The organism is Thiocystis minor, assembly GCF_016653465.1.
In the GTDB taxonomy this organism is placed as follows: domain Bacteria; phylum Pseudomonadota; class Gammaproteobacteria; order Chromatiales; family Chromatiaceae; genus Chromatium; species Chromatium minus.
The window spans coordinates 51,349-74,729 of record NZ_NHSQ01000049.1; the positions used below are offsets into that span (position 1 = coordinate 51,349).

The following is a 23,381-nucleotide window of genomic DNA, read 5'->3' on the forward strand; positions in this document are numbered from 1 at the left end:
CCCGTTAATACGGAATCGACCGGATCCGATTAAGCTCAAGGCTGATGGAGCACGTTGTCAAGACGAGCGCAACGGTAACGTCCGTGACCCGCCTCGTCACACCGGCCCCAAACCGAGCAGTCACCGGTGATCAGCACAGCCATGCTTAAGAAGATTCGTGTCGATCAACTCCAAACGGGCATGTATGTCCATGATCTGCACTGCGATTGGATGGAACATGGATTCCTAAGACCTCGTTTCCTCCTCAAGACGGACACGCATCTGGAGCAGATTCGCCAACTGGGGATCCACGAACTCACGATCGACACGAAGAAGGGACAGGATCTTTCGAACCTAATCTCACGCACCGAGGACCAGCCCCCGACCCAGCCCCCGGAGTCAGGATCGAGTCCAGCGCGGCAAGCGTCACCGACCGACGAGCGTGCCCACGCGAAGCGGATTCACACGGAAGCGATCGACGTCGTGAGCAGCCTTATGACGGACGCCCGGCTCGGACAACAGATCGACCTGGAGCGTGCCAACCCCGTGATCGGCGAGATGGTGGATTCCATCTTCCGCAATCAGGATGCCCTCCTGGGGCTCACCCGCATCCGCAACATGGACCGTTACACCTTCGAGCATTCGGTGAACGTCGCCGTGCTCATGGTGTCCTTTGCCCGCAGCCTGGAGTTGGATCGCCCCCTGATCCAGGACATCGGGATCGGGGCGCTGCTGCACGATCTCGGCAAGACGCTGGTGCCGACCGCCATTCTCAACAAACCGGGCCGGTTGAGCGACGAAGAGTTCGACGTGATGCGCGGTCATGTCGTCCACAGCCGCGAGATCCTGGCCGTGGCACCGGGCATCCCCGCGGCCGCCCTGGCGGTCGCCGCCGAACATCATGAGCGGCTGGATGGCAGCGGTTATCCCGACGGCAAGGCTGGCGCAGCGATCTCCCGTTACGGGCAGATGGCCGCGATCGTCGATATCTATGACGCCATCACCTCCGACCGTGTCTATCACAAGGGCATGGAACCCCCGCTGGCGCTGCGCAAACTGCTGGAGTGGAGCGGTCAGCACGTCGATCCGCAACTGGTCCAGCAGTTCATCCGCTGCGTCGGCATCTACCCGGTAGGCACCCTGGTGCGGCTGCGCAGCGGTCGGCTGGGGGTCGTGGTCGAGTCCAGTCGCGAGGGGCTGTTACAGCCGGTGGTGCGGGTCTTCATGGATGCCGACCGCCGCCGCTATCTGGCCGTTCAGGACCTCGATCTGTCACGCCAGCGGAAAGGCTCGGAGGAACGGATCGAGCGCGCCGAATCCCCCGAGCAGTGGCGTGTCAACCCGGCGGAGTTGCTCCAGATGCGGTGCTGATCGTCATCTTTGCCTGCGAGGAGTCGCGCCATGGCGCAAACCGATTTTACCCGTCAAACCTATCTCATCGTCGATGACATGGCATCGATTCGCGAGTTCCTACGTACCCTGCTGCGCACGCTGGGGGCGACCCAACTGGACCAGGCCAGCACCGGTGCCGCGGCAATCGCGCTGATGGAAGGCAAGCGCTATGACGTGGTGCTGTGCGATTACAATCTGGGTCCGGGCAGGAACGGCCAGCAGGTGCTGGAAGAAGCGCGACACCGCGCGCTGATCGGGGTCGCGGCCATTTTTATCATGGTGACGGCGGAGAAGACCCGCGACATGGTGATGGGCGCGGTGGAATACATGCCCGACGCCTATCTGACGAAACCGTTCACCATGGACCTGCTCAAGACCCGTCTGGTCAAGCAGTTCGAGCGCAAATCCGGCCTGGCTGGCGTCGATCAGGCGCTGCGGTCCGGAGACCATGGCGCGGCGATCGCGGAACTGAACCGGTTGCTCGCCGCCAAACCGGTGAATCCCACCGATTTGCTGCGCCTCAAGGCGGATGTCTGTCTCACGGCCAATCGCCTCGACGAGGCGATGGCGATCTATGACGCGGTGCTCGCGAACCGCGCGCTGAACTGGGCGCTCCTGGGCAAGGGCAAGATTCTGTTTCAGAAAAAACAGTATGGACAGGCGGGCGAAATCTTCACGCGGCTGCTCGACAGCGAGCCCCATTTCATCCTTGCCTACGATTGGCTGGTCAAGACACAGGTGGCAGAACAGGACTACGACGGCGCGGAGCAGACCCTGAAGAAGGCCGTTGCCTTGTCGCCACGCAATATCGAACGTCAGCAGCGACTCGGCGAGCTGATCTTGAAGCAGGGCGACGGCAAGGCCGCGGAGGCGGTGTTCGAGCGGGCCGTCGCGCTCGCGAGGCACTCGGTGCTGAATCATCCGTCACTGCACGCCGGGCTTGCCAAATCGAAAAGCGTCAACCAGAAACATACCGAAGCGCTCAAGATCATTGGGGAAATCGGGAAGACCTTCGTCGACCACCGCGAGGCGGCCATCTATCAGGCGAGCGCGATGGCCATCGTCAAACAGGATCAAGGCGACACGAGCGGAGCGACGGCGGCGCTCCAGGCGGCCGAACAATTGATCGTCGAGCTCGGGAGTAGTCTGCCCCCCAGACTGTCGCTGGAGATGATGGCGACCTGTTCGCGGTTGGGCGAAACACACAAGGCCATCGCCCTGCTGCAGCAGGCCATCGGCAACAACCACGATGACCATGAGTTTCTGGCCGAGGTCGTGCGGGTCTGTCACGCAACCGGTCTCGCGGAGGCGGCTGACACGGCTATCCGCCAGATTCAACGGGACATCGTCAGGACCAACAATGCGGGCGTCAGTCTGATCAAACAGGGCGACTTCGATGCGGCCGTCAAACTTCTGCACGAGGCGGCCGATGAGATGCCGGGCAACAAGACGATCAATCTCAACGCCGCCAAGGCATGGATCATCAAGATGGAGAGTCGCGGTCCCTCGGCCGAGGGCGTCCAGGCGGTTCGCGGCTATGTCGAGCGGGTCCAGAAATCCACCCCCAATGACTGGCGATTGGCGGACGTGCAATCGCGCCTGCGCCAGTTGGCTATCCAGGTTCCCAAAACAAGATGAGCGTGACGTGTCGGATCGATGAACAGACCTCCCAGGTGACCATCGCGATCGGTGGACGCTTCGATTTTTCAGTACATCAGGAATTCCTGAATGCCTTCCGGAACATCGAGTCCAAGACCATGACTTACATCGTCGATCTGTCCAATACCTCTTATCTGGACAGCTCGGCCCTGGGGATGCTGCTCATCCTGCGCGAACACGCGGGAACTGGAGTAGCGCCGGTCACCATCAGCGGTTACGGAGAGAACGTGGGCAAGATTCTCAAGATCGCGAATTTCGATAAATTGTTCACTTTTAAGCCCTAAAGCAGCCATGCACCATCGGTCGACCCAAGATCCGTCTGCGTCAAGGGCACCGCCGCCCCAGGATGATGTCAGCGAACAGATTGCCGCCATCCTGCGGGAACGCGGAATCGTGACCCATGAACAACTGACTTATGCCTGCCGTGTTCGCGGTAAGCTCAGGAACGAATACCCGCTGATCAAGGTATTGCGGGAGCTGGGATACCTGGCCACCCGTCAGATGGCGGATCGTGATCAATGATGGACCATGCACACGGTCGCTCACCGTCTCCCGCAGTGGTCTCCGGTTCGCGGCACCGGCGACCTGAAGACCGCGGCCGTCTCATCGCTTGCGACCATGGCCAGGATCAGTCGCGCCTGCTGATGTCCTCGACCGGCCAGTTCTCGGAAGCGATCAGCGATTCGCGCGCGCGGATGCGCAGACGGTAGCCGATCCCCGGCGCGGTCTCCAGGATGGAATCCTCGGTTTCACCCGCGTCCAGCTTGCGGCGCAGCCGCGACAGCAGCACCGTTAGGGTGTTCGGGTGCGGATCGGCACGGGTCGGCAAAAGATCCGTCAGACGACGTCGCGGCACCACGGAACCCTTGGCCGCCAGCAGCGCATGCAGCACCTCGAATTCGCCGCGCGTCAACTTGACGGGAACGCCGGCGGGATTGCTCAGTTGGCGTCGCGGTACGTTCAGTAACCAGCCGCCGAACGCCCATTCGACCGGCTGATCCTGGGGCGCGATTCGCTTCAGGCAATGCTCGACGCGTAACAACAATTCACGGGGACTGAATGGCTTGGTCAGAAAATCGTCGGCACCCAATTCCAGGGCGACGAGTCGGTTCTCATCGGCATCGCGCCCGCTGACGACGATCACAGGCACCTTCCATTGACGGCGAAAACGTCGTAACAGCACGATACCGTCTTCATCCGGCAACGTCAGATCGAGCAGAATCAGCTCGCAGGCGGCGGTTTTCCTGAGCATCTCAAGCGCCGAGCCCGCGAGAAGAACGCGATAGCCGTTGTCGATCAGATAGGTTTCGACCAGATTGCGGAAGGTCAGGTCATCGTCGACCAGCAAAATCCGTGGACGGAGATGCTCCATCATCGCTAGGATCTGTCATGTTTGCTCTACAGGTGAACGAAATAGTACCCGATGTTCCGCGTGATCGAGCCGAATCCGCCTCGCCTCCCGTCAAGAACGCACCACGTCAGGGTTGGCGTTTGTCCCCACGGCGCGCCGTCGGCGTCCACTTGGTTTTCCTGGTGGCCTTCTTCTGGGGCTGGGCAACGCCGGGGCATGCCGCGCGCGTACTGGACGTCGACGGACTCGCTCACGTCGCGCTCGGCGACTCTGTGCAGTTCTTTCGCGACCCCACGCACCGCTGGACGCCAGATGCCACTGCTGAGGAAACGCCGGCCTTCGTCGATTGGACCCGTGGCGGTTTTCTCGCGTTTGGCCCAACCCGTGACCGCGTCTGGCTGCGTCTGCATGTGCGTAACCCGAGCGACCGGACCGTGGTCTGGTATCTGGATCTGGGCGAGGCGCTGCTGGCCGAGGCCGTGCTCTACCGAGCGGAGCCACCCGCCGTGTCGCCGCCCGAACGCATCGCCCTGACCACGCCGCGCGCCGAACGTCGCATTCCGGTCGGACGCCCGGTGTTTCGTCTGGAAACGCCCGCGCGCGGCGAACAGCTTCTCTATGTCGGTGTCTCGACCGATTTTTCGCTGCGTCTGCCACTGATGGCCTATGGCGACCGGGCCTTCGTGAGCGCACTCCACGGCGAAGGCTGGTTTCGCGGGATCTGGCTGGGCACGATGCTGCTGGCGCTGGTCTCGCACCTGTTTTTCTGGCGGATCCTGCGCGAACCGGTATACCGCGAGGCGGCGGGGGTGGTTGCCAGCGTCCTCGCGCACACGCTGATCTTTTGGGGAAACTGGACGCTCCTGTTCGACATGCCCTCGACACGGATGGCCGCGACCCTGCTCTTCGGCGCCGTCAGTCTCATGATGTGGTTCGTCTTGCGCGCCACCCGCCAGTTTCTCGACCTGGCCAATGACTGGCCGCGCGTCCTGCCCCTGTATCGCGTCCTGGAATGGGGCTGTGTGCTGCTCCTCTGCCTGAGCCTCATCGCACCGAATTCGCCGTGGTTCAGCCCGCTGATCAATGTCAGCGGGCTGATCGTCGATGCCGTCGTGATCCTGAGCATCTTCAAGCGCTGGCGACGCTATTCGCCGACCCGTCTGTTCGCCCCGGCGTTTCTGCTGGGCGTCACCGGCAGCTTGCCGATCCTCTTGTTCTCCTTGGGCGTCGTGGGTCTTCCGCCCCTCGTCCTGACGCTGGCCTATCCGGTCGGTTTCTTCCTGGATATGGTGTTACTGAATCTGGCCTTGGCCGACCGGATCTTTCTCGCCCGCCGCGAGCGCGACACGGCGCGCCAGCGGGTGAAGGATCTACGGCGGATGTATCTGGATCGTCTGGAGCATCAGGTCGCGGAACGCACGCGGCAGTTGGCGCACGTCAACCAACATCGCGACCAGATTGTCAGCCTGATCGCGCATGATCTGCGCGGCCATCTGACGAGCCTGACCTTTCTTGCCATCCTGCCGAATGCGCCTCCGGGGATCGTGACGCTGCAACAGCAGTTGGGGCATCTGCTGGAGCGGCTGGAATCGCAACGCCGATTGCCCGCCGGGTTGGTCGCGGGTGGCGAGAGCGCGCTGAATCTGCGGCAGGTGGTCGAGAGCCACTGCAACGCTTACCGCGACCGGGCACGGCAGAAAGGTATCCAACTCAGCAACCGTCTCCTCAGCAACCGCGACTGCTGGGCGGACCCGACCCTGCTGGATACGCTACTCGATAACCTGCTCAATAATGCGGTCAAATTCTGCGGGGCGGGCGACCAGATCGAGGTCCGCGAACGCGCCGACGGTCAGCCCGGTTTCGAGGTCGCCGATAACGGTCCCGGCGTGTCCGACGCGGTCGTGCCCGACCTGTTTCGTCTCGATGGCACCAAGCACGACATCGGCTCGCACGGCGAGGTTGGGACCGGCAATGCCCTGTCCCTGTGCCGCGCCATACTGCGGACGCTCGGCGGCGACCTTGGCTGGTCTCCGGCGCCTCCGAACTCACCGCGCGCCAATCGCAAACACGCCGGCGGGCGCGGGGCCATCTTCAGCGTGCGCCTGCCCGATCGACCAGGCGATCAGTGGCTTGAGTCGAGCGCCGGATGATTGGCGGCCGTCACTCCCGCAAGATCGAGACCGGATCGCCGACCCCCGCGAGCGCTCCCGCGACAGCGATTCCCGGCAGGACCGGAGGCATCGCATCGGGCGCCGCGTCTTGCTGCGCACTCGTCTCTGCCGGGTTTAGGTTCAGATGGCGAGCGATGACGCTCAAGAGCATCGCGGGGTCGAACGGCTTACCGACATGGTCATTCATCCCGGCGGCATGGATCAGTGCGATCTCCTCGCGCCGCACATGGGCGGTCAAGCCGATAATGGGCACTGACGCGCCCCCCGGCAGTTCGCGCAGACGACGGGTCGCCGTATAGCCGTCCATCTCCGGCATCTGGATGTCCATCAGCACCGCATCGAACGCCGCGACTCCCCGCCGTTCAATCAAGTCGACGGCCGCGGCGCCATGGTTTGCCACCTCCACCCCGGCTCCCGCCTGCTCCAGGAACGCCTTGACCACCTCTTGATTGAGGAGGTTGTCCTCCACCACCAGAATCCGCTTGCCGGAAAGGTCGAGGGTCAACCCGATCGGACGCGCCGAGCAGGCAGGCGCCGCCAGCCTGGCACCGCCCATGTCCGACGCCGGAAGCCCCTCGGCAAACCAGGCATCGAATTGAAAATCGCTGCCCTCCCCGATGCGACTCTCCACCTGGAGACAACCCCCCATCAAGTGCACCAGTTGCTGGCTGATGGAAAGCCCCAGACCGGTTCCCCCATAACGGCGCGTGATCGAGCTGTCCGCCTGCTGGAATGGCTGGAACAACTCGCCGATCCGCGCCTCGGCGATACCGATGCCGGTATCCCTCACCTCAAACGCCAGATGAATCCTGTCGCGCCTGCCATCCAGCACCCGAATGGAAATCCGCACCTCGCCCCGCGGGGTGAACTTGACCGCGTTGCCGCTCAGATTGATCAGAATCTGGCCCAGACGTAGCGGATCGCCCACCAGCCATGCCGGCACCTCGGGCGCGATCTCGACGCGGAACGCCAACCCCTTGTCGCGCGCCGCGTGCCCGACCACCGTGTCGAGATGCGCGATCACCGCCTCCAGGACAAAGCCGGTGGACTCCAGCGTCAACTGGCCGGCTTCCACCTTGGAGAGATCCAGGATGTCATTGAGCAGATCCAGCAGGGATCGCGACGCCCCCTGTGCTTTTTCCAGAAAGGTGCGCTGTTGCTCGCTGAGGACGGTGTCCAGACAGAGTTGGAGCATGCCCATGATCCCGTTCATCGGGGTGCGGATCTCATGACTCATGTTGGCCAGAAACTCGCTCTTGGTCCGGTTGGCCTGTTCGGCGGTCGCGATGGCGCGTCGCAGGTCTTCCTCCAGCTTCAAACGCTCGGTCATATTGATCGTGATCCCCTCGATCCTGACGACACGCCCCTGATCGTCTCTCACCGGCCGCGCATGGCTGATCAATTGCAGCCGCGCGCCGCGCACGGTGATTTCCAGGGTCACCGGCGCCGGGATCTCGCCCGCCTGACATTGGCGCAAGGCGGACAACCCGCGCCGTCGGGTGTCGGCGGACCAGTTGGCGATTTCGTCCCAGGGCATGCCCAGAATCCGCGCCGGATCGATGCCGAACCAGTCCCGCGAACTCGGACTGATATAGAGAAAGGCGCCTTCCGGCGTGAGCGAATAGAAATTGAAGTTGGCCGAGGCGGACTCGACCATCTCTCGATAGCGACGCTCGCTCTCCGCCAACACCCGCTCGGCCCGCTGGCGTTTCGCCATCTCCCGTCTCAGGCTCCAGTTCCAGAGCAGGATGACGAGCAGCACGAGCGCGAAACCCGCCAGCACGTTCCAGAGCAGACGATCGTCGACCGTCGCCGGCGGCGGCACCTGCACCCAGCGGCTGTAGATGCTTTTGCGGTCGCGCTCGGGAATGGCCGCGATGGCCTTCTCCAGAATCCCGGCCAGTATCGGCCAGTCCTGCCGCACCGCCATGGACAGGGCGAATTCATAGGAGGTCATGCCGGCCACGCGAACCTGCACGAGTCCGGTCCGGCCAATCGCCTGACTGGTCGTGACGAGGTTGTCGACGAAGGCATCGATCCGCCGTTCGGCCACCTCGTGCAATGCCGCTTCGGTATTGGCGAACGGCACCAGGCGGATCTCGGGATAGTCCTGTCGCAACCATTCCTGGACGGCGTACTGGTCCACCACGCCCACCCGTTTTCCAGCCAGCGCCTCCAGATTTCCGAGAAAGGGCGCCTCGACGGGCGCGAAGATGGCGATCGGGAAGGCAAGATGGGGCGTAGAGAAATGAAAGCGTTTCCGACGCTCAGGGGTCGGGGACGTGGACGGCAGCAGATCGACTTCGCCACGTTCGAGCAGGCGCAGCGCCTCCGCCCAGTTGACGGTCGGCACGGACACGAAACGCACGCCCAGCAGCGGCTCGATCCGGGCCAGATACTCGGGGCCGATCCCGCTCGCCTGCCCCTCCGGATCGAGAAATTCGACCGGCGCCCAGTCCGGGTCCACGGCATAACGGATGACCGGATGCTCGGTCAGCCAAGCGCGCTCGACAGGGGTCAGCGCCAGGCGGAAATCCGGCTCCGGCTCCTGGACCACCTTATCAAGCCAGCGGTTCTTGATGCGGGCATGCTCGCTCTCGGGGATATCCCGCAACGCCTGATTCAGAATCCCCGGCAGCAGCGGCCAGTCGTTGCGGATGGCGAAGGTCAGCGGATTGGAATGCCCCTCCACCAGACCGCCGATCTTGAACGACACCTGGGCGTGTTGTTTGCGCCACCACTCCAGGAACAGGATGTCGAAGATCAGATCGACCCGGCGGTTCGTCAGCGCGGCGGCCATGTCCTCCTGATTCGCCAAGGGCACGGGGATCACGCCGGGATAGCGATCAAGGATGGAGCGCGGGTGCAGCGCCCCCTTGAGATAGCCGATCCGCTTGCCGGCGAGTTCGTCGAGTCGGGTCGTCGCCAGCGTCTCGTCGGCGCGGATATACAGATAGTAGTAGGTGACGAGATAGGGCAGCGTGTGATTGACGAAGCGATCCCGCGCCGTCTTGCGCCCGCCCGCGGCAAGCCCGTCGATCTCGCGCCGTTCGGCCTGTTGGCCCAGATCCTCCCAGGAACTGCTCACCGCCAGGCGGATGTTGGTCCCCAAACGCCGATTGATCAGCTCCAGATACTCGGGAACGATGCCGGACAGGCGCCCGTCGTCCGCCCGAATCAACGCCGGCTGGAAACGATCCGACATACCCAGGACGATGTCGGGATGCGCGTCGAGCCAGGCGCGTTCCTCGGGCGTCAGCACGATACCGGACGCGGACTGGCCGGACTCCGCCCGCTCCGTCACGTCCACCTCGGCGCCGTACAGGCTGGCCGACGCGAGCCAGCCGCCGATCAGCGTCAGCGCGACGAGGAGCCCCAGGGAACGCCGGGCCGACATCAGTGAAAATTGCATCCGTCCATTCCTTGTAAGCCGAGACCGGTTGCGCCGGTTGCTTGATGGAGCGCTCGATCGGAAAGCCTGTCCAGGGACAATCGGCGGCTCAGTCGTTTATCTTTTGTTTATGTCTTGTTAATACGGCATCCGCCACGTCCGCTTAAGCTAGACCTCGCTTTGCAGATCGCGACATCGCCATCCGTTCCGTCGAGAGTATCGAAGTATGTCAGTGCGCACTCGGATCACCCTCCTCCTGTTGTCTGTGTTCGTCGTCGCGGTCGGCCTGGAATAGGCCGCCCTGCGCCTATTCGCCTATCCCCGGTTGCTGGAACTGGAACGCGCCCAGGCGACCCGACACCTGGAGCGCACGGTGCTGAGCCTGCAACAGGAGATCGATCTGCTGATCCCGTCGCTCAACGACTGGTCCCACCGGGATGACGCTTACCGCTACCTACAGGACCGCCACGGAGATTTCAAGGCTCGACGATGCGCGGCGCCTCCTGGCCGATCATCCGTCTCCGCGCGACACCGACCGGACGGCCGCCTCCGCGGCCATCGAACCCTTGATTCTGGAAGCCCTCCGCCTCCTGCCCGAGCCTCTTCGGAAACGGTCCAACATCGAATTGGCTCTCCAGGATTTGAATCTATTGTAGAATTCCCCACGATCTTTCTGGTTGAGGCCATCCCGCCTCATCCGCTACCCGAGCCGCGGCAAGCCGGCTGTCGATATGAAACTCAGCCGACTCTCAGTCGTCTTTTCCGCCACGCTCCTGCTGATGCTGGGGGTCAACGGCGCCTTTACCCTCTTTGTCTGGAACGCGCACGTTCTGCTCGGCGAGGCGCAGGAACACCGTCAGCGGGCGCTGCTTCTGGTGCGCGAACTGCGTCTGGAATCGGAGTTGCTGGCGCGTCTCGTCGGCCTCTATGCGAACGCGGGAGACACGCGCTTCCTGCTCGCCTATTACGACATCCTGGGAATTCGCGAGGGGGAGAAACCGGCGCCCGCGGACACCAACTCGCATATCTACTGGGAAAAGGTCATCGCTGGCGAAGCCGAACACAATCTGCCGACGACGGGTTCCCGCCAATCCATGCGTGAACGGATGCGTTCGGTTGGCTTCAGCGCGGCCGAGCTGGACGCCCTGGAGCACGCCTTCGCGGCCACCGAGGCGCTCAAGGAGATCGAGCAGATCGCCTTCGCCGCGACCCAGGGACTCTACGATCCGGCGCTTCGCGACTTCGTCTCCGACGGCCAGCCCAACCCGGCGTATGCCCGGCAAGTCATCGCCAGCCGCGACTACAATCAGCGGCGCCTGCGTCTCTCGGAGGCGATCGAGGCACTGCTGGAGCGGGTCGACCAACGTACCAGCGACGAGCTTCTGCGCGCCCGCTCCCGTCTGCAGGACTGGATTCTGGCCTCCATCCTGGGCTTCCTGATCATGACCACGCTGATCGCGGTGGAAATCCGCATCCTCACCCGTCACGTCCTGCGACCCTTGCAGCAACTGCTCGCCATCGCCGGGCGTCTGGCGGAGGGACACTACGATGCCCGCGTTGGCAAAGTAGGCGGGGTGGAGGAATTGGCCGTCCTCGGCGGCACGCTCGATGAGATGGCCCGCGCCATCGCGGCCGACATCCATCAACGCGAGGCGGTCCAACAAGAACTGGAAACCGCGCGCCGGCGGGCCGAGTCGGCGACCGAGGCCAAGAGCCGCTTTCTCGCCAACATGAGCCACGAGATCCGCACGCCGATGAACGCCGTGATCGGGATGCTCTATCTGGCGCTCGGCACCCCGCTCACCGCGCAGCAGCGCGACTATCTCGCCAAGGCCCGCTCGGCGGCGCAATCGCTGCTCGGCATCCTCAACGACATCCTCGATTTTTCCAAGGTGGAAGCGGGTCGGTTGGAACTCGATCCCGCCCCGTTTCAACTCGAACAGGTCATCGGCGAGGCTTTGCTACTGGTCCAGCAACGCGCCCAGGAGAAGGAAATCGAGCTGCTGTTCGATGCGCGTGGACTCTGGGCGATCCGTCAGGGCGGCGAATTGCTCGGCGATGCGCTGCGACTGCGTCAGGTACTGGCCAACCTGCTCGCGAACGCGGTCAAGTTCACCCCTGCCGGGCATGTGCGCCTGATTCTGGAGCTAGTTCGCGAAACCGCCCGAGAGATCGTCCTGCGTCTGGCCGTCGAGGATAGCGGCATCGGCATGACGCCCGAGCAGATCGGGCGGCTGTTCGAGGAATTCACCCAGGCGGATAGCTCCACCACCCGTCAATACGGCGGCACCGGACTCGGACTCGCCATCTCCAAGCGTCTGGTGGAAATGATGGGCGGACAGCTTGAGGTGACCAGCCAGCCAGGGCAGGGCTCGACCTTCCAGTTCACGATCCGTTGCGCGCGCGTCTCCACGCCGGTCGAGACCTCGGCGTTCGGCGAAACGATGATCCAACCGCGCGTGCTGGTGGTCGACGATTACCCGGAGGCACGCGCGACCCTGCTCAGTCTGCTGAGACACTTGGCGCTCACCCGGCTGGACGACTGCGCCACCGGCGCCGAGGCGATTGAGCGCCTGGACGCCGCCTGGGCGGCGGGCGATCCCTATGACCTGCTGATCCTGGACTGGGTCATGCCAGACCTGGACGGCGCCGCCGTCCTGCGCACACTCCAGGAACGGAAGATTCCCGCGCCCTCGCATATCCTCATCGTCTCCGCCTATGATCCAGGCGACATCCGCGATCAGGCACAACCGTTCGGCGTCTACGATTTCATCACCAAACCCGTGATGCCACGGGCGCTGCGGGACTATTTGAGCCGCTTCGCCAGTGGCCAGCCAGCCAGCGCGCGCGTGCAAGCCGTTCCCGCGCCCGCCTCGCTGCAAGGTTTGCGGGTGCTGTTGGTGGAGGACAATCCGCTCAACCAGCAGATCGCCGTCGAATTGATGCGCGCGCGCGCCGTCGCGGTGGACGTGGCGGAGAATGGCGCCGAGGCGCTGGCCCGGCTGGCCGCGCGCGCGCCGGATGACTATGCCGTGGTGCTGATGGACTTGCAGATGCCGGTGCTCGACGGCTATCAGGCAACCGCCCGACTGCGCGCCGACCCGCGCTATGCCGACCTCCCCATTATCGCCATGACGGCCCACGCCCTGGTGGAGGAGCGCCAGCGCGGGCTGGACCTGGGCATGCAGGGGTATCTGGCCAAACCCTTCGAGCCCGCCGAACTCTTCGCCATCCTGGCCCGTTATCATCCGCTGGGCGCGGCCGCTCCGGAGCCACCGCCGCCGCCCATGTCGCTGGACGCGCTGCCCGTCATTCCCGGCGTGGATGCGCGCCGCGGTCTGGCGCGCAGCGGCGGCAATCCAGACTTCTATCGCAAGCTGCTGATCGCCTTTCGCGATCAGTTTCGGATGGCGCGCGCGACGCTACGGGATCACCTAGAGCAGGAAGACTGGGAGTCGGCCGTGCGCTATGCGCATACCCTCAAGGGCCTGGCGGGCACCCTTGGCATGGACGCCCTGCGGGATGCCGCCGCCGCACTGGAGCGGGCGGTACAGTCGCGGGATGCGGGTGCCGGCGATCTTCTTCAAGCGCTCGACGAGACGCTGAGCCCCATCCTCGAAGCCCTGAACGCGGTCTCCGCGCCCCGCCCGCCAACCGCGCTGGCCGTGGCAGTCAACCCAGAGGAGACGGCTCGCCACCTGGAGCGTCTGCGTCAATTGCTGGCCGAAGGCGATGCGGAAGCCACCGAGCTGTGGCAGCGGCACGCCGACGAGTTTGCCGACATCCTGTCCGCCACCACCCGGCGACAGATCCGGCGCGCATTGGACAGTTTTGATTTCGACGCCGCGCTAGCGTTGCTCGGAACCAGCCCCAGTCAACCGATCTCTTTTATGAACGGAAACTGATCGGCCGCAATCAATTCGCTCCAGTCAAGTGAGAATCCTGTTTTCGGAAGCCGTCGGCATGCACTACCATCGCAACGACTCTCCTCAAGGACATGGATTCGATGATGGCGCCCGTAGAACTGGAGCGACCCACCATCCTGGTGGTGGACGATACCCCGGCCAACCTGAGTCTGCTTGGTCAGATCCTGAAGGACGACTACCGGGTGAAACTGGCCAATCACGGTCAGCGGGCGCTCGATCTGGCCACCGCCGCGCCGCCCGACCTGCTGCTGTGCGATGTCATGATGCCGGGCATGAACGGTTTCGAGGTCTGCCGGCGACTCAAGGCCAACCCGGACACCGCGCGCGTTCCGGTGATCTTCGTCACCGCCGCCATGGACGTGGAGGACGAGCGGCTCGGCTTCGAGGTCGGCGCGGTGGATTACATCCACAAGCCCGTCACGCCGCCCATCGTGCTGGCGCGCATCAAGACCCATCTCCAGATCAAGCGCTGGCAGGATTTCATGGAAGACCAGAGCGCCTGGCTCCAGCAGGAAGTGGCGCGCCAGGTCAACCAGGTGTTGCAACTCCAGTCCTCCGCCATCCATGTCATGGTGTCCATGGCCGAGTTCCGCGACGAGGAGACCGGCAACCATATCCGCCGCACCCAGGAATACGTCCGTCTGCTCGGCGACTGGATGCTGCGCAAAGGGCTGCATCCCGCCGAATTGACCCCCGCGACGGTGGACCAGATGGCCCAGGCCGCGCCGCTGCACGACATCGGCAAGATCGCCATCCCCGATCATATCCTGCTCAAACCCGCGCAACTGAACAGCGATGAATTCGAGATTATGAAGACGCACTCGCTGCGCGGTTTCGAGATCCTGGAGCAGGCGCGCCAGTCGATGGGACACGACAACCCGCAATTGTTTTATGCCTCCCAGATTACCCGTCACCATCATGAGCGCTGGAACGGCAGCGGCTACCCGGACGGACTCGCTGGCACGGCGATCCCGCTGGCCGCGCGTCTCATGGCGGTCGCCGATGTGTATGACGCACTGCGTTCGTCGCGCCCCTACAAACGCCCCTTCACGCATGCCGCCACCCTGAACCTCATCGAAGAGGGACGGAACCGCCATTTCGATCCGGATGTGGCGGATGCCTTCATGGCCCTGGAAAGCGAGTTCGCGAAAATCGCCGAGACCTTGGCGGATCGATGACCCTATGAATTCATTGACAAGCATCTTCGGCTGCGAAATGCCGCGAGGACGCGATGGATTGCCGACCGAGGCGCCGGCAATAAACGCTCACTGCCGCACGGCATCCTTCAGCGCGCTGGCCGCCCACTGGTTGAGACTCACCCCGGATAACTCGGCGGCGACCGCGATCGCCGCATGGGTTTCCGGTTCGAGGCGCAGGAGCAGCCGACCCGAGTATGGCTTTTGCGCGGGGCGTCCCGTGCGTGCGCTGACCTCCAGATAATGATCGACAGTTTCGCGAAAGGCCGTTTCCAGTTCATCGACCGTGCTCCCATGGAACACGGCAATATCCTTGATGCCCGCCAGTCGCCCGATAAAAATTCGATCATCGGCGTCGTATTCAATGCGTGCGGCATAGCCGCGATAGGTCATGGTGCTCATGGTTTGAATCCGGCGTTTTCGAGCAATTCGCGAACCGCCTTCACACGGTATTTCAGCGCTTCTTTCCGCGGGTGCGGACGATGGAAATCGGCGCGTTGACCATGGAGAAAAAAGGTCACGGCGGAGCCGGAGCCTTCGTCTTGCTCCGCGCCAAGCGCCAGCAACAGCGCCTCGATCTTGCGCCACGGCAGATTGCCGTTGACCGGGCTCGCGAAGATCGCCTCAAGGGTCTTGCGGTGCGTGCTGTTCATGGGTTGATAGTATCGAATAGTGATACTATGCGCCAGTATCGGCGTTGACAGCCGCGCACTGGTCAGCCATTGCTTATGAACATCCTTGCCATCAGCAGAAATAACGAGCCCGCGGTCTCCGGTGCAACCGGATGCGCCCCATCCATCGCAAGCGCACGCGCGAATCCAGACACCCACCCACGCGCGTCGCACTGGCTCGCCAGCCTGACCGCTTTGGTCTTGATCGTCCCGTTCGCGGCCCGCGCCGAGGTACGAATTTCCGGCTTTGGCACCCTGGGAGCGGCCGTCTCCGACCAGGATTTCATCTATCAGCGTTTCATCGACGACGGCGGCACGCTGAATCGCGATTCGCTGATCGGTCTCCAGTTGGACGCCCAACTCGCCGACGCCTGGGGCCTGACGCTCCAGGCCAAGGCCGCTCCATCGACACATGACGAAAACGCCTGGGAACCGACCCTGAGCTGGGCCTTTCTCTCCTGGCGGCCGGACAACGATCTGCTGCTGCGCGCCGGTCGGCTGCGCCTGCCGCTGATGCTGTATTCGGCCAACAGTGACGTGGGTGTCACCTTCGAGTTCGCTCGGCTGCCGACCGAGGTCTATTCGCTCCTGCCTACCACGGATGTCAACGGACTGTCATTCGCCAGAACCTGGCTCGACGGCTCGCGCGAATGGACTCTAGAAGGGTATCTGGGCACGACGGAGACCCACTGGCGCTATTATCTGCGCGACAACATGGAACCCCTTTTTCCGGCCGGTGTCTCCTTCCTCAGCTACGATTTCGTCATGGGCGGCCTGACGTTGTCGCGACGCGAGCGGGAAAACATCTGGCGCATCGGACTGCACCGCACCGATGCCGAGGCCGATCAAGGCCCGATCCCGCGCAAATTCCCCTTCGTCACCCTGGTGCCCGGTACCGACATCGGTTACTACCAAGTCGCGGACGCCATGCCCGGACCGGGCGTCTCGTTCGTCGACAAGTACATCATCTATGTACTGACCCTGGGCGTGGAGATGACTTTGCCCCAGGATGTTCGACTGGTCGGCGAATACGGACAGCGTCGCGTCGACAATGCCAGCATCGCCGGTCCCAACACGCACGCGGCTTATCTGTCGCTGCTCAAGCGCATCGGGCGCTGGACCCCCTATGTCTACTGGGCCGGTATCCGCTCGCGCCCGCCGGCACTGGATTTCGGAGACGCGCTCAACCGCAACCGAGTGCCGGACGTTATCCCCGGTGCCGCCGCCATCAATGCCACGCAACGCGCGGGAGCGGACATGCTCGGTCCCTTCGACCAGCAGTCCTGGGCCATCGGCGCCTCCTATAGCCTGTCACCCACCAGCAAACTTAAGGCCGAATGGATGCACACACGTACCGGAGTCCTATCCAGCCTAGTTGACCCCCCCGCCGGCGAAGACAGCGGCGGACGCCAGATCAACGTGTTTTCCCTTTCCTACAGTTTCGCATTCTGAAGGCGACACGATGCGCATCCCGCTGACTCTCCTGCTCTGCGCCGCCCTCCCCGTCCTGGCGGAACCCATGATCGTCGGCCACCCCAACCTGGCTCCGCTCGATCGCGAAACCCTGCAACGCATCTATACCGGCAAGGTCGTCGAAGTGAACGGAGCGCGGGTCACACCGGTCAATCTGACGCCCGGCAACGAGTTACGCGCACGTTTCCTGCGCGACTATCTGGGGCAGGACGAGGATAAATATACCGGCTACTGGACCGTGCGGCGCTATGTCGGGAAAGGCGCCCCGCCCCGCGAATTCGGCACCACCGGGGAGGTCAAGCAATTCATCGCCAGAACCCCCGGGGCCATCGGCTATATCGACGAGACCGAGCTGACCTCCGATGCCCGGATCCTCCTGCGGATGACGCCATGATCCGAGGGTCGTCACTCCGGCGCATCGCGCCGATGGTATTCCTTTGCATTTTCTCCGACATGCTCCGCGCGGAGGTGCAGTTCTCCGGCTTCGCCACCCTCGGCGGGGCAATCTCGGATCAGGATTTCGTCTACCAGCGATTCATCGACGACGGCGGCACGCTCAACCGCGATTCGCTGCTCGGTCTCCAGATGGACCTCCGACTCGCCGATGCCTGGGGCCTGACGTTCCAGCTCAAGGCCGCACCCTCGGTCCACGACGACAACGCCTGGGAACCGACCCTGAGCTGGGCCTTTCTCTCCTGGCGCCCGGACAACGACCGGCTGCTGCGCGCCGGACGCCTGCGCCTGCCGCTGATGCTCTATTCGGCCAACAGCGACGTGGGCGTCACCTTCGACTTCGCGCGTCTGCCAACGGAGGTCTATTCGCTGCTGCCGAGCAAGGATCTCGACGGCCTGGCGTTTGCGCAAACCTGGCTCGATGGCGCGCGCGAATGGACGCTGGAAGGTTACGCGGGCCGGACACAGACCTATTGGCGTGACTTTTTGCGCGTGGATCTGCCGCCGGAATTTCCTGGCGGCACGCTCTATACCGATGTCGTGATCGACATGGCCGGGCTGGCGCTCTCCTGTCGCGCAGGCGACAACACTTGGCGCCTGGGTCTGCATCGGGGCGAACTGGAATCCTCGTATGGGCAATTACCCAGTTCCTATCTCTTTGTGCCCGTCGCGCCCGGAGTCGGCTATTTCAAAGTCGTGAATGAGATGCCAGGCCCCCCGATCCCGACCGTCGACCGGCTCGTGATCGACATCCTGACGCTGGGCGCCGAGATCGCCCTGCCCAACGATTTCCGACTGGTCGGCGAATATGGACGCCGCCGCATCGACAACGCCATCATGGGACCGGATACCAGCGCCGGCTATCTCGCGCTGCTCAAGCGCATCGGACGCTGGACGCCGTATCTGTATTGGGCGGGCATCCGGACCAGCGGCGAGGCCTTGGGACTCTACCGGGCGGTGAACCGCAACCGTCTCCCCGATGCGATTCCGGGCGCGGCGACCGTCAACGCCTCCCAGCGCGCGGCGGCGGATCTCATGGGCGCGCACGACCAGTCTGCGGTGGCGCTCGGCGTGTCCTATCGCCTGTCTCCCACCAGCAAACTCAAGGCTGAATGGCTGCACACCCAAACCGGAGCGGTGTCCGGCTTTGTCGACGCACCCGCCGCCGAAGAGAGCGGCGGACGCCAGATCAATACCTTTTCGCTCTCCTACAGCCTGACATTCCGATGAACGCGCATGCACCCGCCAACGTCCAGGCCCCCGGTCTGTCAGGGCAAAACGCCATGACCCACTGTCCGCGCCTGCGGCTCGCTTCCCTGCTCGCCTGGCTCGCCGTCGTTCCGCTCGCGGTCGGCGCCGAGGTTCAGGTCTCCGGCTTTGCCACCCTGGGCGGCGCCGCCTCCGATCAGGATTTCGTCTACCAGCGTTCCATTGACAACGGCGGCACGCTGAATCGCGATTCGCTGCTCGGTCTCCAGTTGGACGCCCGGCTCGCCGACGCCTGGAGTCTGACGCTCCAGGCCAAGGCCGCGCCCTCGACGCACAGCGACACCGGCTGGGAGCCAACTCTGAGCTGGGCCTTTCTCTCCTGGCGTCCGGATAACGACCTGCTGCTGCGCGCCGGCAAGCTGCGCCTGCCGCTGATGCTCTACTCGGCCAACAGCGACGTGGGTGTCACCTTCGATTTCGCGCGCCTGCCGACCGAGGTCTATTCGCTGATGCCGAGCACGGATGTCGGTGGCCTAGCGATCGCGCGAACCTGGCTCGATGGCGAACGCGAATGGACTTTTGAGGGCTATTTGGGCCGGACGGAGACCTATTGGCGCGATTTTCTACGCGAGGACATGCCGCCGGATTTTCCTGGCGGCGCGACCTATACCGATGACAAGATCGACATGATCGGATTGGCGATCTCATTACACGCTGGCGACAATACCTGGCGCCTCGGTCTGCATCGGGGCGAAGTGGAATCCGAGTATGGGCAGTTCCCCAGTTCTTATCCCTTTGTGCCCATCGCGCCCGGTATCGGCTACTACAAGCTCGACAGCGCGATGCCCGGACCTCCCGTCCCGACCGTCGATCGGCTCATCATCGACATCCTGACGCTGAGCGCCGAGATCGCCCTGCCCAACGATTTCCGGCTCGTCGGCGAATATGGCCGACGCCGGATCAACAACGCCACCATGGGGCCGGATACCAGCGCCGGTTACCTGGCCCTGCTCAAGCGCGTCGGGCGCTGGACGCCCTATGTCTATTGGGCGGGCATTCGCACCCAGGCGGATGCCTTGGGTCTCTACACGGTCGTGAACAATAATCGAGTACCTGACTTTATCCCAGAGGCCGCAGCGATCAATGCCTCCCAGCGCATGGCGGCCGATCTTCAGGGGGCCTTCGACCAGTATTCGGTCGCCATCGGCACTTCCTATAGCCTCTCGCCCACCAGCAAACTCAAGGCTGAATGGCTACACACGCAAACCGGCAGCGTTTCCAACTTCGTCGACCCACCCGCGGACGAAGACAGCGGCGGGCGGCAGGTCAACGTCTTTTCGCTCTCCTACAATGTCACCTTCTGAGAAGTCCCGCCCATGCGCTTTGACGTCACGCACGACGAGATCAAGCGGGCCAACGTGCCCCACGAACTCTTTCTGATCAACCTGATCGGCAATCACATTCTGCTGACCGTGGGGCTCGGTGGCCTTGCCGGAAGCTATCCCTGGGTCATGGCGCTGATCCCAGCGATCTCGTTTGGCATCCTCGGTTTCACGCTCTGGCGCGCCCGCCGCGCCATCGAGCACGATTCCTGGTATGTGATGTGTCACTGGCAGGTCTGCGCGCGCCGCAGCCGTCTCTTCATGCTCATGCTCGGCCTCCTGCTGCTGGCGGTCGCCCTGGGCTGGGCCGGGTATACCTACGGCGGAATGATGAAGGAAGCGGTCTGGGCGCTGGTCGCGGGCATCGGCATCCTGCCGGTGATGGCGAGCATCCTGGTGCTGGTCATGATCGAATCCGACGCGCTCTATCACGCCAATCAGGCGAAACTGCCCCATTGGGTGGTCGAGCGTTTTCCGAATCCGAAGGCATAAGGTGATTTCCGGGAAAGATCCTACCCGTAGGAGCCAGCTTGCGGGCGACGTGACATGCCAAGATGCCTTCCGTGCGCCCACCCTTCGCCCGCAAGCGGGCTCCTACGGGGATTAAAGCGTGACGACGTCCTCGTAGATCGTGTCCAGGGACAGTTCGACATCGAGACAGTCGAGCGGGATCGAACCCTCGGTGACAATCTCCCGCCGCCAACTCTGCTCGCGTCGATGAACCTCGACTGCGCGTGCGTTCTGATCGATTAGCAGATACTCCCGCAGACTGGAGAGGGTTTGAGTGATGAGGCCATGCCGACGGCTCGCGCCGGTCATGGCGTAGAGTTCGCCATCGATATATTCATGGCGGATGTCGGGGCCGTCCTCGGCGGCGAGGTAGCCCTCGACCGAGAGTCGTTGATGCCGGGCGAATTGAGTCATGGGCGCTGGTTTTCCTTGGATCCTGCGACGACAACAGCATCGCCTATCGGGTTATGACCCCTTGCCAAGCTCCTGAGCCAGGAGCGCATCGAGTACCTCGAAGAGATGCGCATGCCCTCCGGCCTGCGTGAGACTGACGCGGTATTTGCCGTTGACGATCAGCGTGGGGACATTCTCGACGCCATAGTTCCTCACCATCATCTCGTCCTGACGAACCTGATTTTGAACCTCGGGAGCGTTGTAGGCCGCCCTGAAAGCGTCCGCCTCCATGCCGAGTTCCGTCGCGAAGGCGACCAGTTCGTCCTCGGTCTGGATCAGCCGCTTCTGCGCGTGGATGGCATCGAACAGCGCGGGGTGAAAGACGTCCAGCTTGCCCAGCGAACGGGCCGCGTAATGGGCGCGGGCTTGCGGAACCCAGCGCCAGCCGGTCGCGGGCATGCGACGGAATGCGGCACCCTCGGGCAGGGTTTTCAACCATTCAGTCAGGGCCGGTTCGAGATTGCGGCAGTGGGGACAGCCGTACATGAAGACCTCCAGCACCTCCACCTTGTCGCCGGTTTGCGTCGGCTGCGCCTGCGCAAGACGGGTATAGTCGAAGCCCTCGTCGAAGGCGCTCGCCTGCGCGGTCAGCAGGAGACCGAACAGGATCCGAATGATTGATTGGCCGAACATCGCAAGGCTCCCGAGTAACGGTGTGGTGAGTGAAGGTGATTGATTGGAAACGATCCAAAGGCATCAACCTAAAAAGCGCGGTTGAACAGGATTCAAGATCGATGATGGCGATGGTCGTAACTCGGACCGACGAATCATGATCATCGCTTAAGCAAAGCTGAACAGCGGTCGTTGTCGTTGTCGTTGTCGTAATCGGATAGTCGATTAGGACTACGACAACAAACACGAACACGAACACGAACACGACAACGACAACGACAACGACAACGACAACGACAAATCTGACTCGGCGGCCAGCATTTTGCGATCTCAGGCAAGATAGTCAAGGATCAGGCCGATGAAGATCGCCATGCCAAAATAGTTGTTGTTCAGAAACGCCCGAAAACAGGCCGCGGGTTCGCGCTCGCGGATCAAAACCTGCTGATAGACCGCCAGCGCGGCGGCGGCAACAAGCCCCCCGAAAAAAAACATCCCCCGACCGGCGGTCGCGCCGATCCAGACCAGAAGCCCGAGCAGCAGGATCTGTAACAGGCCGATCGCCAGCCGGTCCCAGCGACCGAAGAGGATCGCCGTCGACTTGATGCCGATCTTCAGATCATCCTCGCGATCGACCATCGCATACTGCGTATCGTAGATCAGTGCCCAGATCAGAGTCGCGACGAACAAAACCCAGGCATAACCGGGAATCTGACCCGTGACCGCCGTGAAGGCCATGGGAATCGCCCAGCCGAAGGCCGCGCCGAGAAACAACTGCGGGATATGCGTGACCCGCTTCATGAAGGGATAGATGAAGGTCAGCAGCAGCGCCACCACCGACAGCGCCACGGTCTGCCAGTTCAACTGGAGCACCAGACCGAAGGCCAGCAGACTCAGGAGCAGAAATACCCCCACCGCCTCCACAGGCGAGACCTCGCCTGTCGCCAGGGGTCGCTGCCGGGTGCGCGTCACCTGTCCATCGACCTTGCGGTCGGCGAAGTCGTTGATCGCACACCCCGCCGAGCGCATCAGCACCACCCCCAGGACGAAGATCAGCACCACAAACCAGGGCGGATGACCCTCGCCCGCTAGCCAGAGTGCCCAAAGCGCGGGCCACATCAGCAGAAAGATGCCGATGGGGCGATGCAGGCGCACCAGCACCAGATAGCGGTAGAGACGTTCGCGCCAGGCAAGCGGGCGGGGCTGGCCGATTTTGACTTCGGGAAAGCGCATATCGAGAATCTTTTGATCGTTGCTAAACCGCGCCCAGAGCGAGAAACGTCCTTTCATGGCTCTTCAACTCGCGTTGCGTCACCATGGACGATCGGCGGGGCGCGGTTTAAATATTGAAAGAGGTATCGACACAGACAAAACGCGCTCGATTATGACACAGGCCATGCCGGACGCGCGTCAGTCCCCGGTTCCTGTCCAGGGCGAGCGCGCTTAAATCCTCAGCCGAACACCACCTTGGCGCGATAGTCATCGTTCCACGCGGCCTTGCGGCGCTTCTTGGCCAAGCTGATCGCCGACCCCTCCTGTTCGAACAGGTTCATGCT

Annotated in this window: 19 protein-coding genes; 12 read left to right on the forward strand and 7 right to left on the reverse strand. The window is 63.2% G+C overall.

Annotation, left to right across the window (positions count from 1 at the left end; translation table 11 throughout):
- Positions 1-141: 141 nt before the first annotated feature.
- From CCR95_RS05155 to CCR95_RS05170, 4 genes are read left to right on the forward strand one after another with little or no spacing between them, the layout of a single operon-like run.
- The gene (locus tag CCR95_RS05155) at positions 142-1,350 is read left to right on the forward strand and encodes a cyclic di-GMP phosphodiesterase (RefSeq protein WP_201092471.1); all 1,209 of its coding nucleotides are present in this window, start codon (positions 142-144) and stop codon (positions 1,348-1,350) included.
- A 30-nt stretch (positions 1,351-1,380) separates the two neighbouring features.
- Positions 1,381-3,009, forward strand: coding sequence for a tetratricopeptide repeat-containing response regulator (locus tag CCR95_RS05160; RefSeq protein WP_201092472.1), 1,629 nt, complete (start codon positions 1,381-1,383; stop codon positions 3,007-3,009).
- Entirely contained in the window at positions 3,006-3,314 is a 309-nt protein-coding gene (locus tag CCR95_RS05165; RefSeq protein ID WP_201092473.1) for an STAS domain-containing protein, read from the forward strand. Before CCR95_RS05160 ends, CCR95_RS05165 begins: the two co-directional genes overlap by 4 nt.
- 7 nt (positions 3,315-3,321) lie before the next feature.
- Complete coding sequence (locus CCR95_RS05170) at positions 3,322-3,552, forward strand: hypothetical protein (RefSeq protein WP_201092474.1); 231 nt, start codon at positions 3,322-3,324, stop codon at positions 3,550-3,552.
- A gap of 106 nt (positions 3,553-3,658) precedes the next feature.
- Here CCR95_RS05170 and CCR95_RS05175 read toward each other — a convergent pair whose 3' ends face one another.
- Positions 3,659-4,405, reverse strand: coding sequence for a response regulator transcription factor (locus CCR95_RS05175; RefSeq protein WP_201092475.1), 747 nt, complete (start codon positions 4,403-4,405; stop codon positions 3,659-3,661).
- A 14-nt stretch (positions 4,406-4,419) separates the two neighbouring features.
- On the opposite strand from CCR95_RS05175, the gene CCR95_RS05180 reads away from it, so the two are divergent.
- A complete protein-coding gene (locus tag CCR95_RS05180) occupies positions 4,420-6,531 on the forward strand; it encodes a sensor histidine kinase (protein ID WP_201092476.1) in 2,112 nt (703 codons plus the stop codon).
- A 10-nt stretch (positions 6,532-6,541) separates the two neighbouring features.
- Here the strand turns inward: CCR95_RS05180 and CCR95_RS05185 are convergent, their stop codons facing one another.
- A complete protein-coding gene (locus tag CCR95_RS05185) occupies positions 6,542-9,964 on the reverse strand; it encodes a transporter substrate-binding domain-containing protein (protein WP_201092478.1) in 3,423 nt (1,140 codons plus the stop codon).
- 710 nt (positions 9,965-10,674) lie between these two features.
- Here CCR95_RS05185 and CCR95_RS05190 point away from each other — a divergent pair.
- On the forward strand, positions 10,675-13,848 hold the full coding sequence (locus CCR95_RS05190) for a hybrid sensor histidine kinase/response regulator (protein ID WP_201092480.1): 3,174 nt from the start codon (positions 10,675-10,677) through the stop codon (positions 13,846-13,848).
- Between the two features lie 101 nt (positions 13,849-13,949).
- Complete coding sequence (locus CCR95_RS05195; RefSeq protein WP_201092482.1) at positions 13,950-15,047, forward strand: response regulator; 1,098 nt, start codon at positions 13,950-13,952, stop codon at positions 15,045-15,047.
- Between the two features lie 87 nt (positions 15,048-15,134).
- On the opposite strand, the gene CCR95_RS05200 is transcribed toward CCR95_RS05195, so the two are convergent.
- Positions 15,135-15,467: a type II toxin-antitoxin system HicB family antitoxin gene (locus CCR95_RS05200; protein WP_201092484.1), complete on the reverse strand. Its 333-nt coding sequence runs from the start codon at positions 15,465-15,467 to the stop codon at positions 15,135-15,137.
- On the reverse strand, positions 15,464-15,718 hold the full coding sequence (locus CCR95_RS05205; protein WP_201092486.1) for a type II toxin-antitoxin system HicA family toxin: 255 nt from the start codon (positions 15,716-15,718) through the stop codon (positions 15,464-15,466). Before CCR95_RS05205 ends, CCR95_RS05200 begins: the two co-directional genes overlap by 4 nt.
- A gap of 219 nt (positions 15,719-15,937) precedes the next feature.
- Here CCR95_RS05205 and CCR95_RS05210 point away from each other — a divergent pair, with 219 nt between their 5' ends.
- From CCR95_RS05210 to CCR95_RS05230, 5 genes are read left to right on the forward strand one after another with little or no spacing between them, the layout of a single operon-like run.
- Positions 15,938-17,188, forward strand: a complete 1,251-nt coding sequence (locus CCR95_RS05210; RefSeq protein WP_242523069.1) for a hypothetical protein — start codon at positions 15,938-15,940, stop codon at positions 17,186-17,188.
- Between the two features lie 10 nt (positions 17,189-17,198).
- Positions 17,199-17,603: a hypothetical protein gene (locus CCR95_RS05215; RefSeq protein ID WP_201092488.1), complete on the forward strand. Its 405-nt coding sequence runs from the start codon at positions 17,199-17,201 to the stop codon at positions 17,601-17,603.
- A gap of 32 nt (positions 17,604-17,635) precedes the next feature.
- Positions 17,636-18,892, forward strand: a complete 1,257-nt coding sequence (locus CCR95_RS05220) for a hypothetical protein (RefSeq protein WP_201092490.1) — start codon at positions 17,636-17,638, stop codon at positions 18,890-18,892.
- A complete protein-coding gene (locus CCR95_RS05225; RefSeq protein ID WP_242523070.1) occupies positions 18,889-20,235 on the forward strand; it encodes a hypothetical protein in 1,347 nt (448 codons plus the stop codon). Before CCR95_RS05220 ends, CCR95_RS05225 begins: the two co-directional genes overlap by 4 nt.
- A 12-nt stretch (positions 20,236-20,247) precedes the next feature.
- A complete protein-coding gene (locus CCR95_RS05230; protein WP_201092492.1) occupies positions 20,248-20,745 on the forward strand; it encodes a hypothetical protein in 498 nt (165 codons plus the stop codon).
- Between the two features lie 111 nt (positions 20,746-20,856).
- Here CCR95_RS05230 and CCR95_RS05235 read toward each other — a convergent pair whose 3' ends face one another.
- From CCR95_RS05235 to ubiA, 3 genes are all read right to left on the reverse strand, one after another.
- On the reverse strand, positions 20,857-21,177 hold the full coding sequence (locus tag CCR95_RS05235) for a Uma2 family endonuclease (protein ID WP_201092494.1): 321 nt from the start codon (positions 21,175-21,177) through the stop codon (positions 20,857-20,859).
- Positions 21,178-21,228: 51 nt separating this feature from the next.
- The gene (locus CCR95_RS05240) at positions 21,229-21,849 is read right to left on the reverse strand and encodes a thiol:disulfide interchange protein DsbA/DsbL (RefSeq protein ID WP_201092496.1); all 621 of its coding nucleotides are present in this window, start codon (positions 21,847-21,849) and stop codon (positions 21,229-21,231) included.
- 309 nt (positions 21,850-22,158) lie between these two features.
- Positions 22,159-23,058 carry a 4-hydroxybenzoate octaprenyltransferase gene (gene ubiA / locus CCR95_RS05245; protein WP_201092521.1) on the reverse strand — a complete coding sequence of 300 codons (900 nt, stop codon included), beginning with the start codon at positions 23,056-23,058 and terminating at the stop codon, positions 22,159-22,161.
- Positions 23,059-23,381: the final 323 nt, after the last annotated feature.

Coding starts and splice junctions, on each gene's coding strand:
- CCR95_RS05155 (WP_201092471.1), top strand. CDS start 142: ATGCTTAAGAAGATTCGTGTCGATCAACTCCAAACGGGCATGTATGTC.
- CCR95_RS05160 (WP_201092472.1), top strand. CDS start 1,381: ATGGCGCAAACCGATTTTACCCGTCAAACCTATCTCATCGTCGATGAC.
- CCR95_RS05165 (WP_201092473.1), top strand. CDS start 3,006: ATGAGCGTGACGTGTCGGATCGATGAACAGACCTCCCAGGTGACCATC.
- CCR95_RS05170 (WP_201092474.1), top strand. CDS start 3,322: ATGCACCATCGGTCGACCCAAGATCCGTCTGCGTCAAGGGCACCGCCG.
- CCR95_RS05175 (WP_201092475.1), bottom strand. CDS start 4,405: ATGATGGAGCATCTCCGTCCACGGATTTTGCTGGTCGACGATGACCTG.
- CCR95_RS05180 (WP_201092476.1), top strand. CDS start 4,420: ATGTTTGCTCTACAGGTGAACGAAATAGTACCCGATGTTCCGCGTGAT.
- CCR95_RS05185 (WP_201092478.1), bottom strand. CDS start 9,964: ATGCAATTTTCACTGATGTCGGCCCGGCGTTCCCTGGGGCTCCTCGTC.
- CCR95_RS05190 (WP_201092480.1), top strand. CDS start 10,675: ATGAAACTCAGCCGACTCTCAGTCGTCTTTTCCGCCACGCTCCTGCTG.
- CCR95_RS05195 (WP_201092482.1), top strand. CDS start 13,950: ATGATGGCGCCCGTAGAACTGGAGCGACCCACCATCCTGGTGGTGGAC.
- CCR95_RS05200 (WP_201092484.1), bottom strand. CDS start 15,467: ATGAGCACCATGACCTATCGCGGCTATGCCGCACGCATTGAATACGAC.
- CCR95_RS05205 (WP_201092486.1), bottom strand. CDS start 15,718: ATGAACAGCACGCACCGCAAGACCCTTGAGGCGATCTTCGCGAGCCCG.
- CCR95_RS05215 (WP_201092488.1), top strand. CDS start 17,199: ATGCGCATCCCGCTGACTCTCCTGCTCTGCGCCGCCCTCCCCGTCCTG.
- CCR95_RS05220 (WP_201092490.1), top strand. CDS start 17,636: ATGGTATTCCTTTGCATTTTCTCCGACATGCTCCGCGCGGAGGTGCAG.
- CCR95_RS05225 (WP_242523070.1), top strand. CDS start 18,889: ATGAACGCGCATGCACCCGCCAACGTCCAGGCCCCCGGTCTGTCAGGG.
- CCR95_RS05230 (WP_201092492.1), top strand. CDS start 20,248: ATGCGCTTTGACGTCACGCACGACGAGATCAAGCGGGCCAACGTGCCC.
- CCR95_RS05235 (WP_201092494.1), bottom strand. CDS start 21,177: ATGACTCAATTCGCCCGGCATCAACGACTCTCGGTCGAGGGCTACCTC.
- CCR95_RS05240 (WP_201092496.1), bottom strand. CDS start 21,849: ATGTTCGGCCAATCAATCATTCGGATCCTGTTCGGTCTCCTGCTGACC.
- ubiA (WP_201092521.1), bottom strand. CDS start 23,058: ATGCGCTTTCCCGAAGTCAAAATCGGCCAGCCCCGCCCGCTTGCCTGG.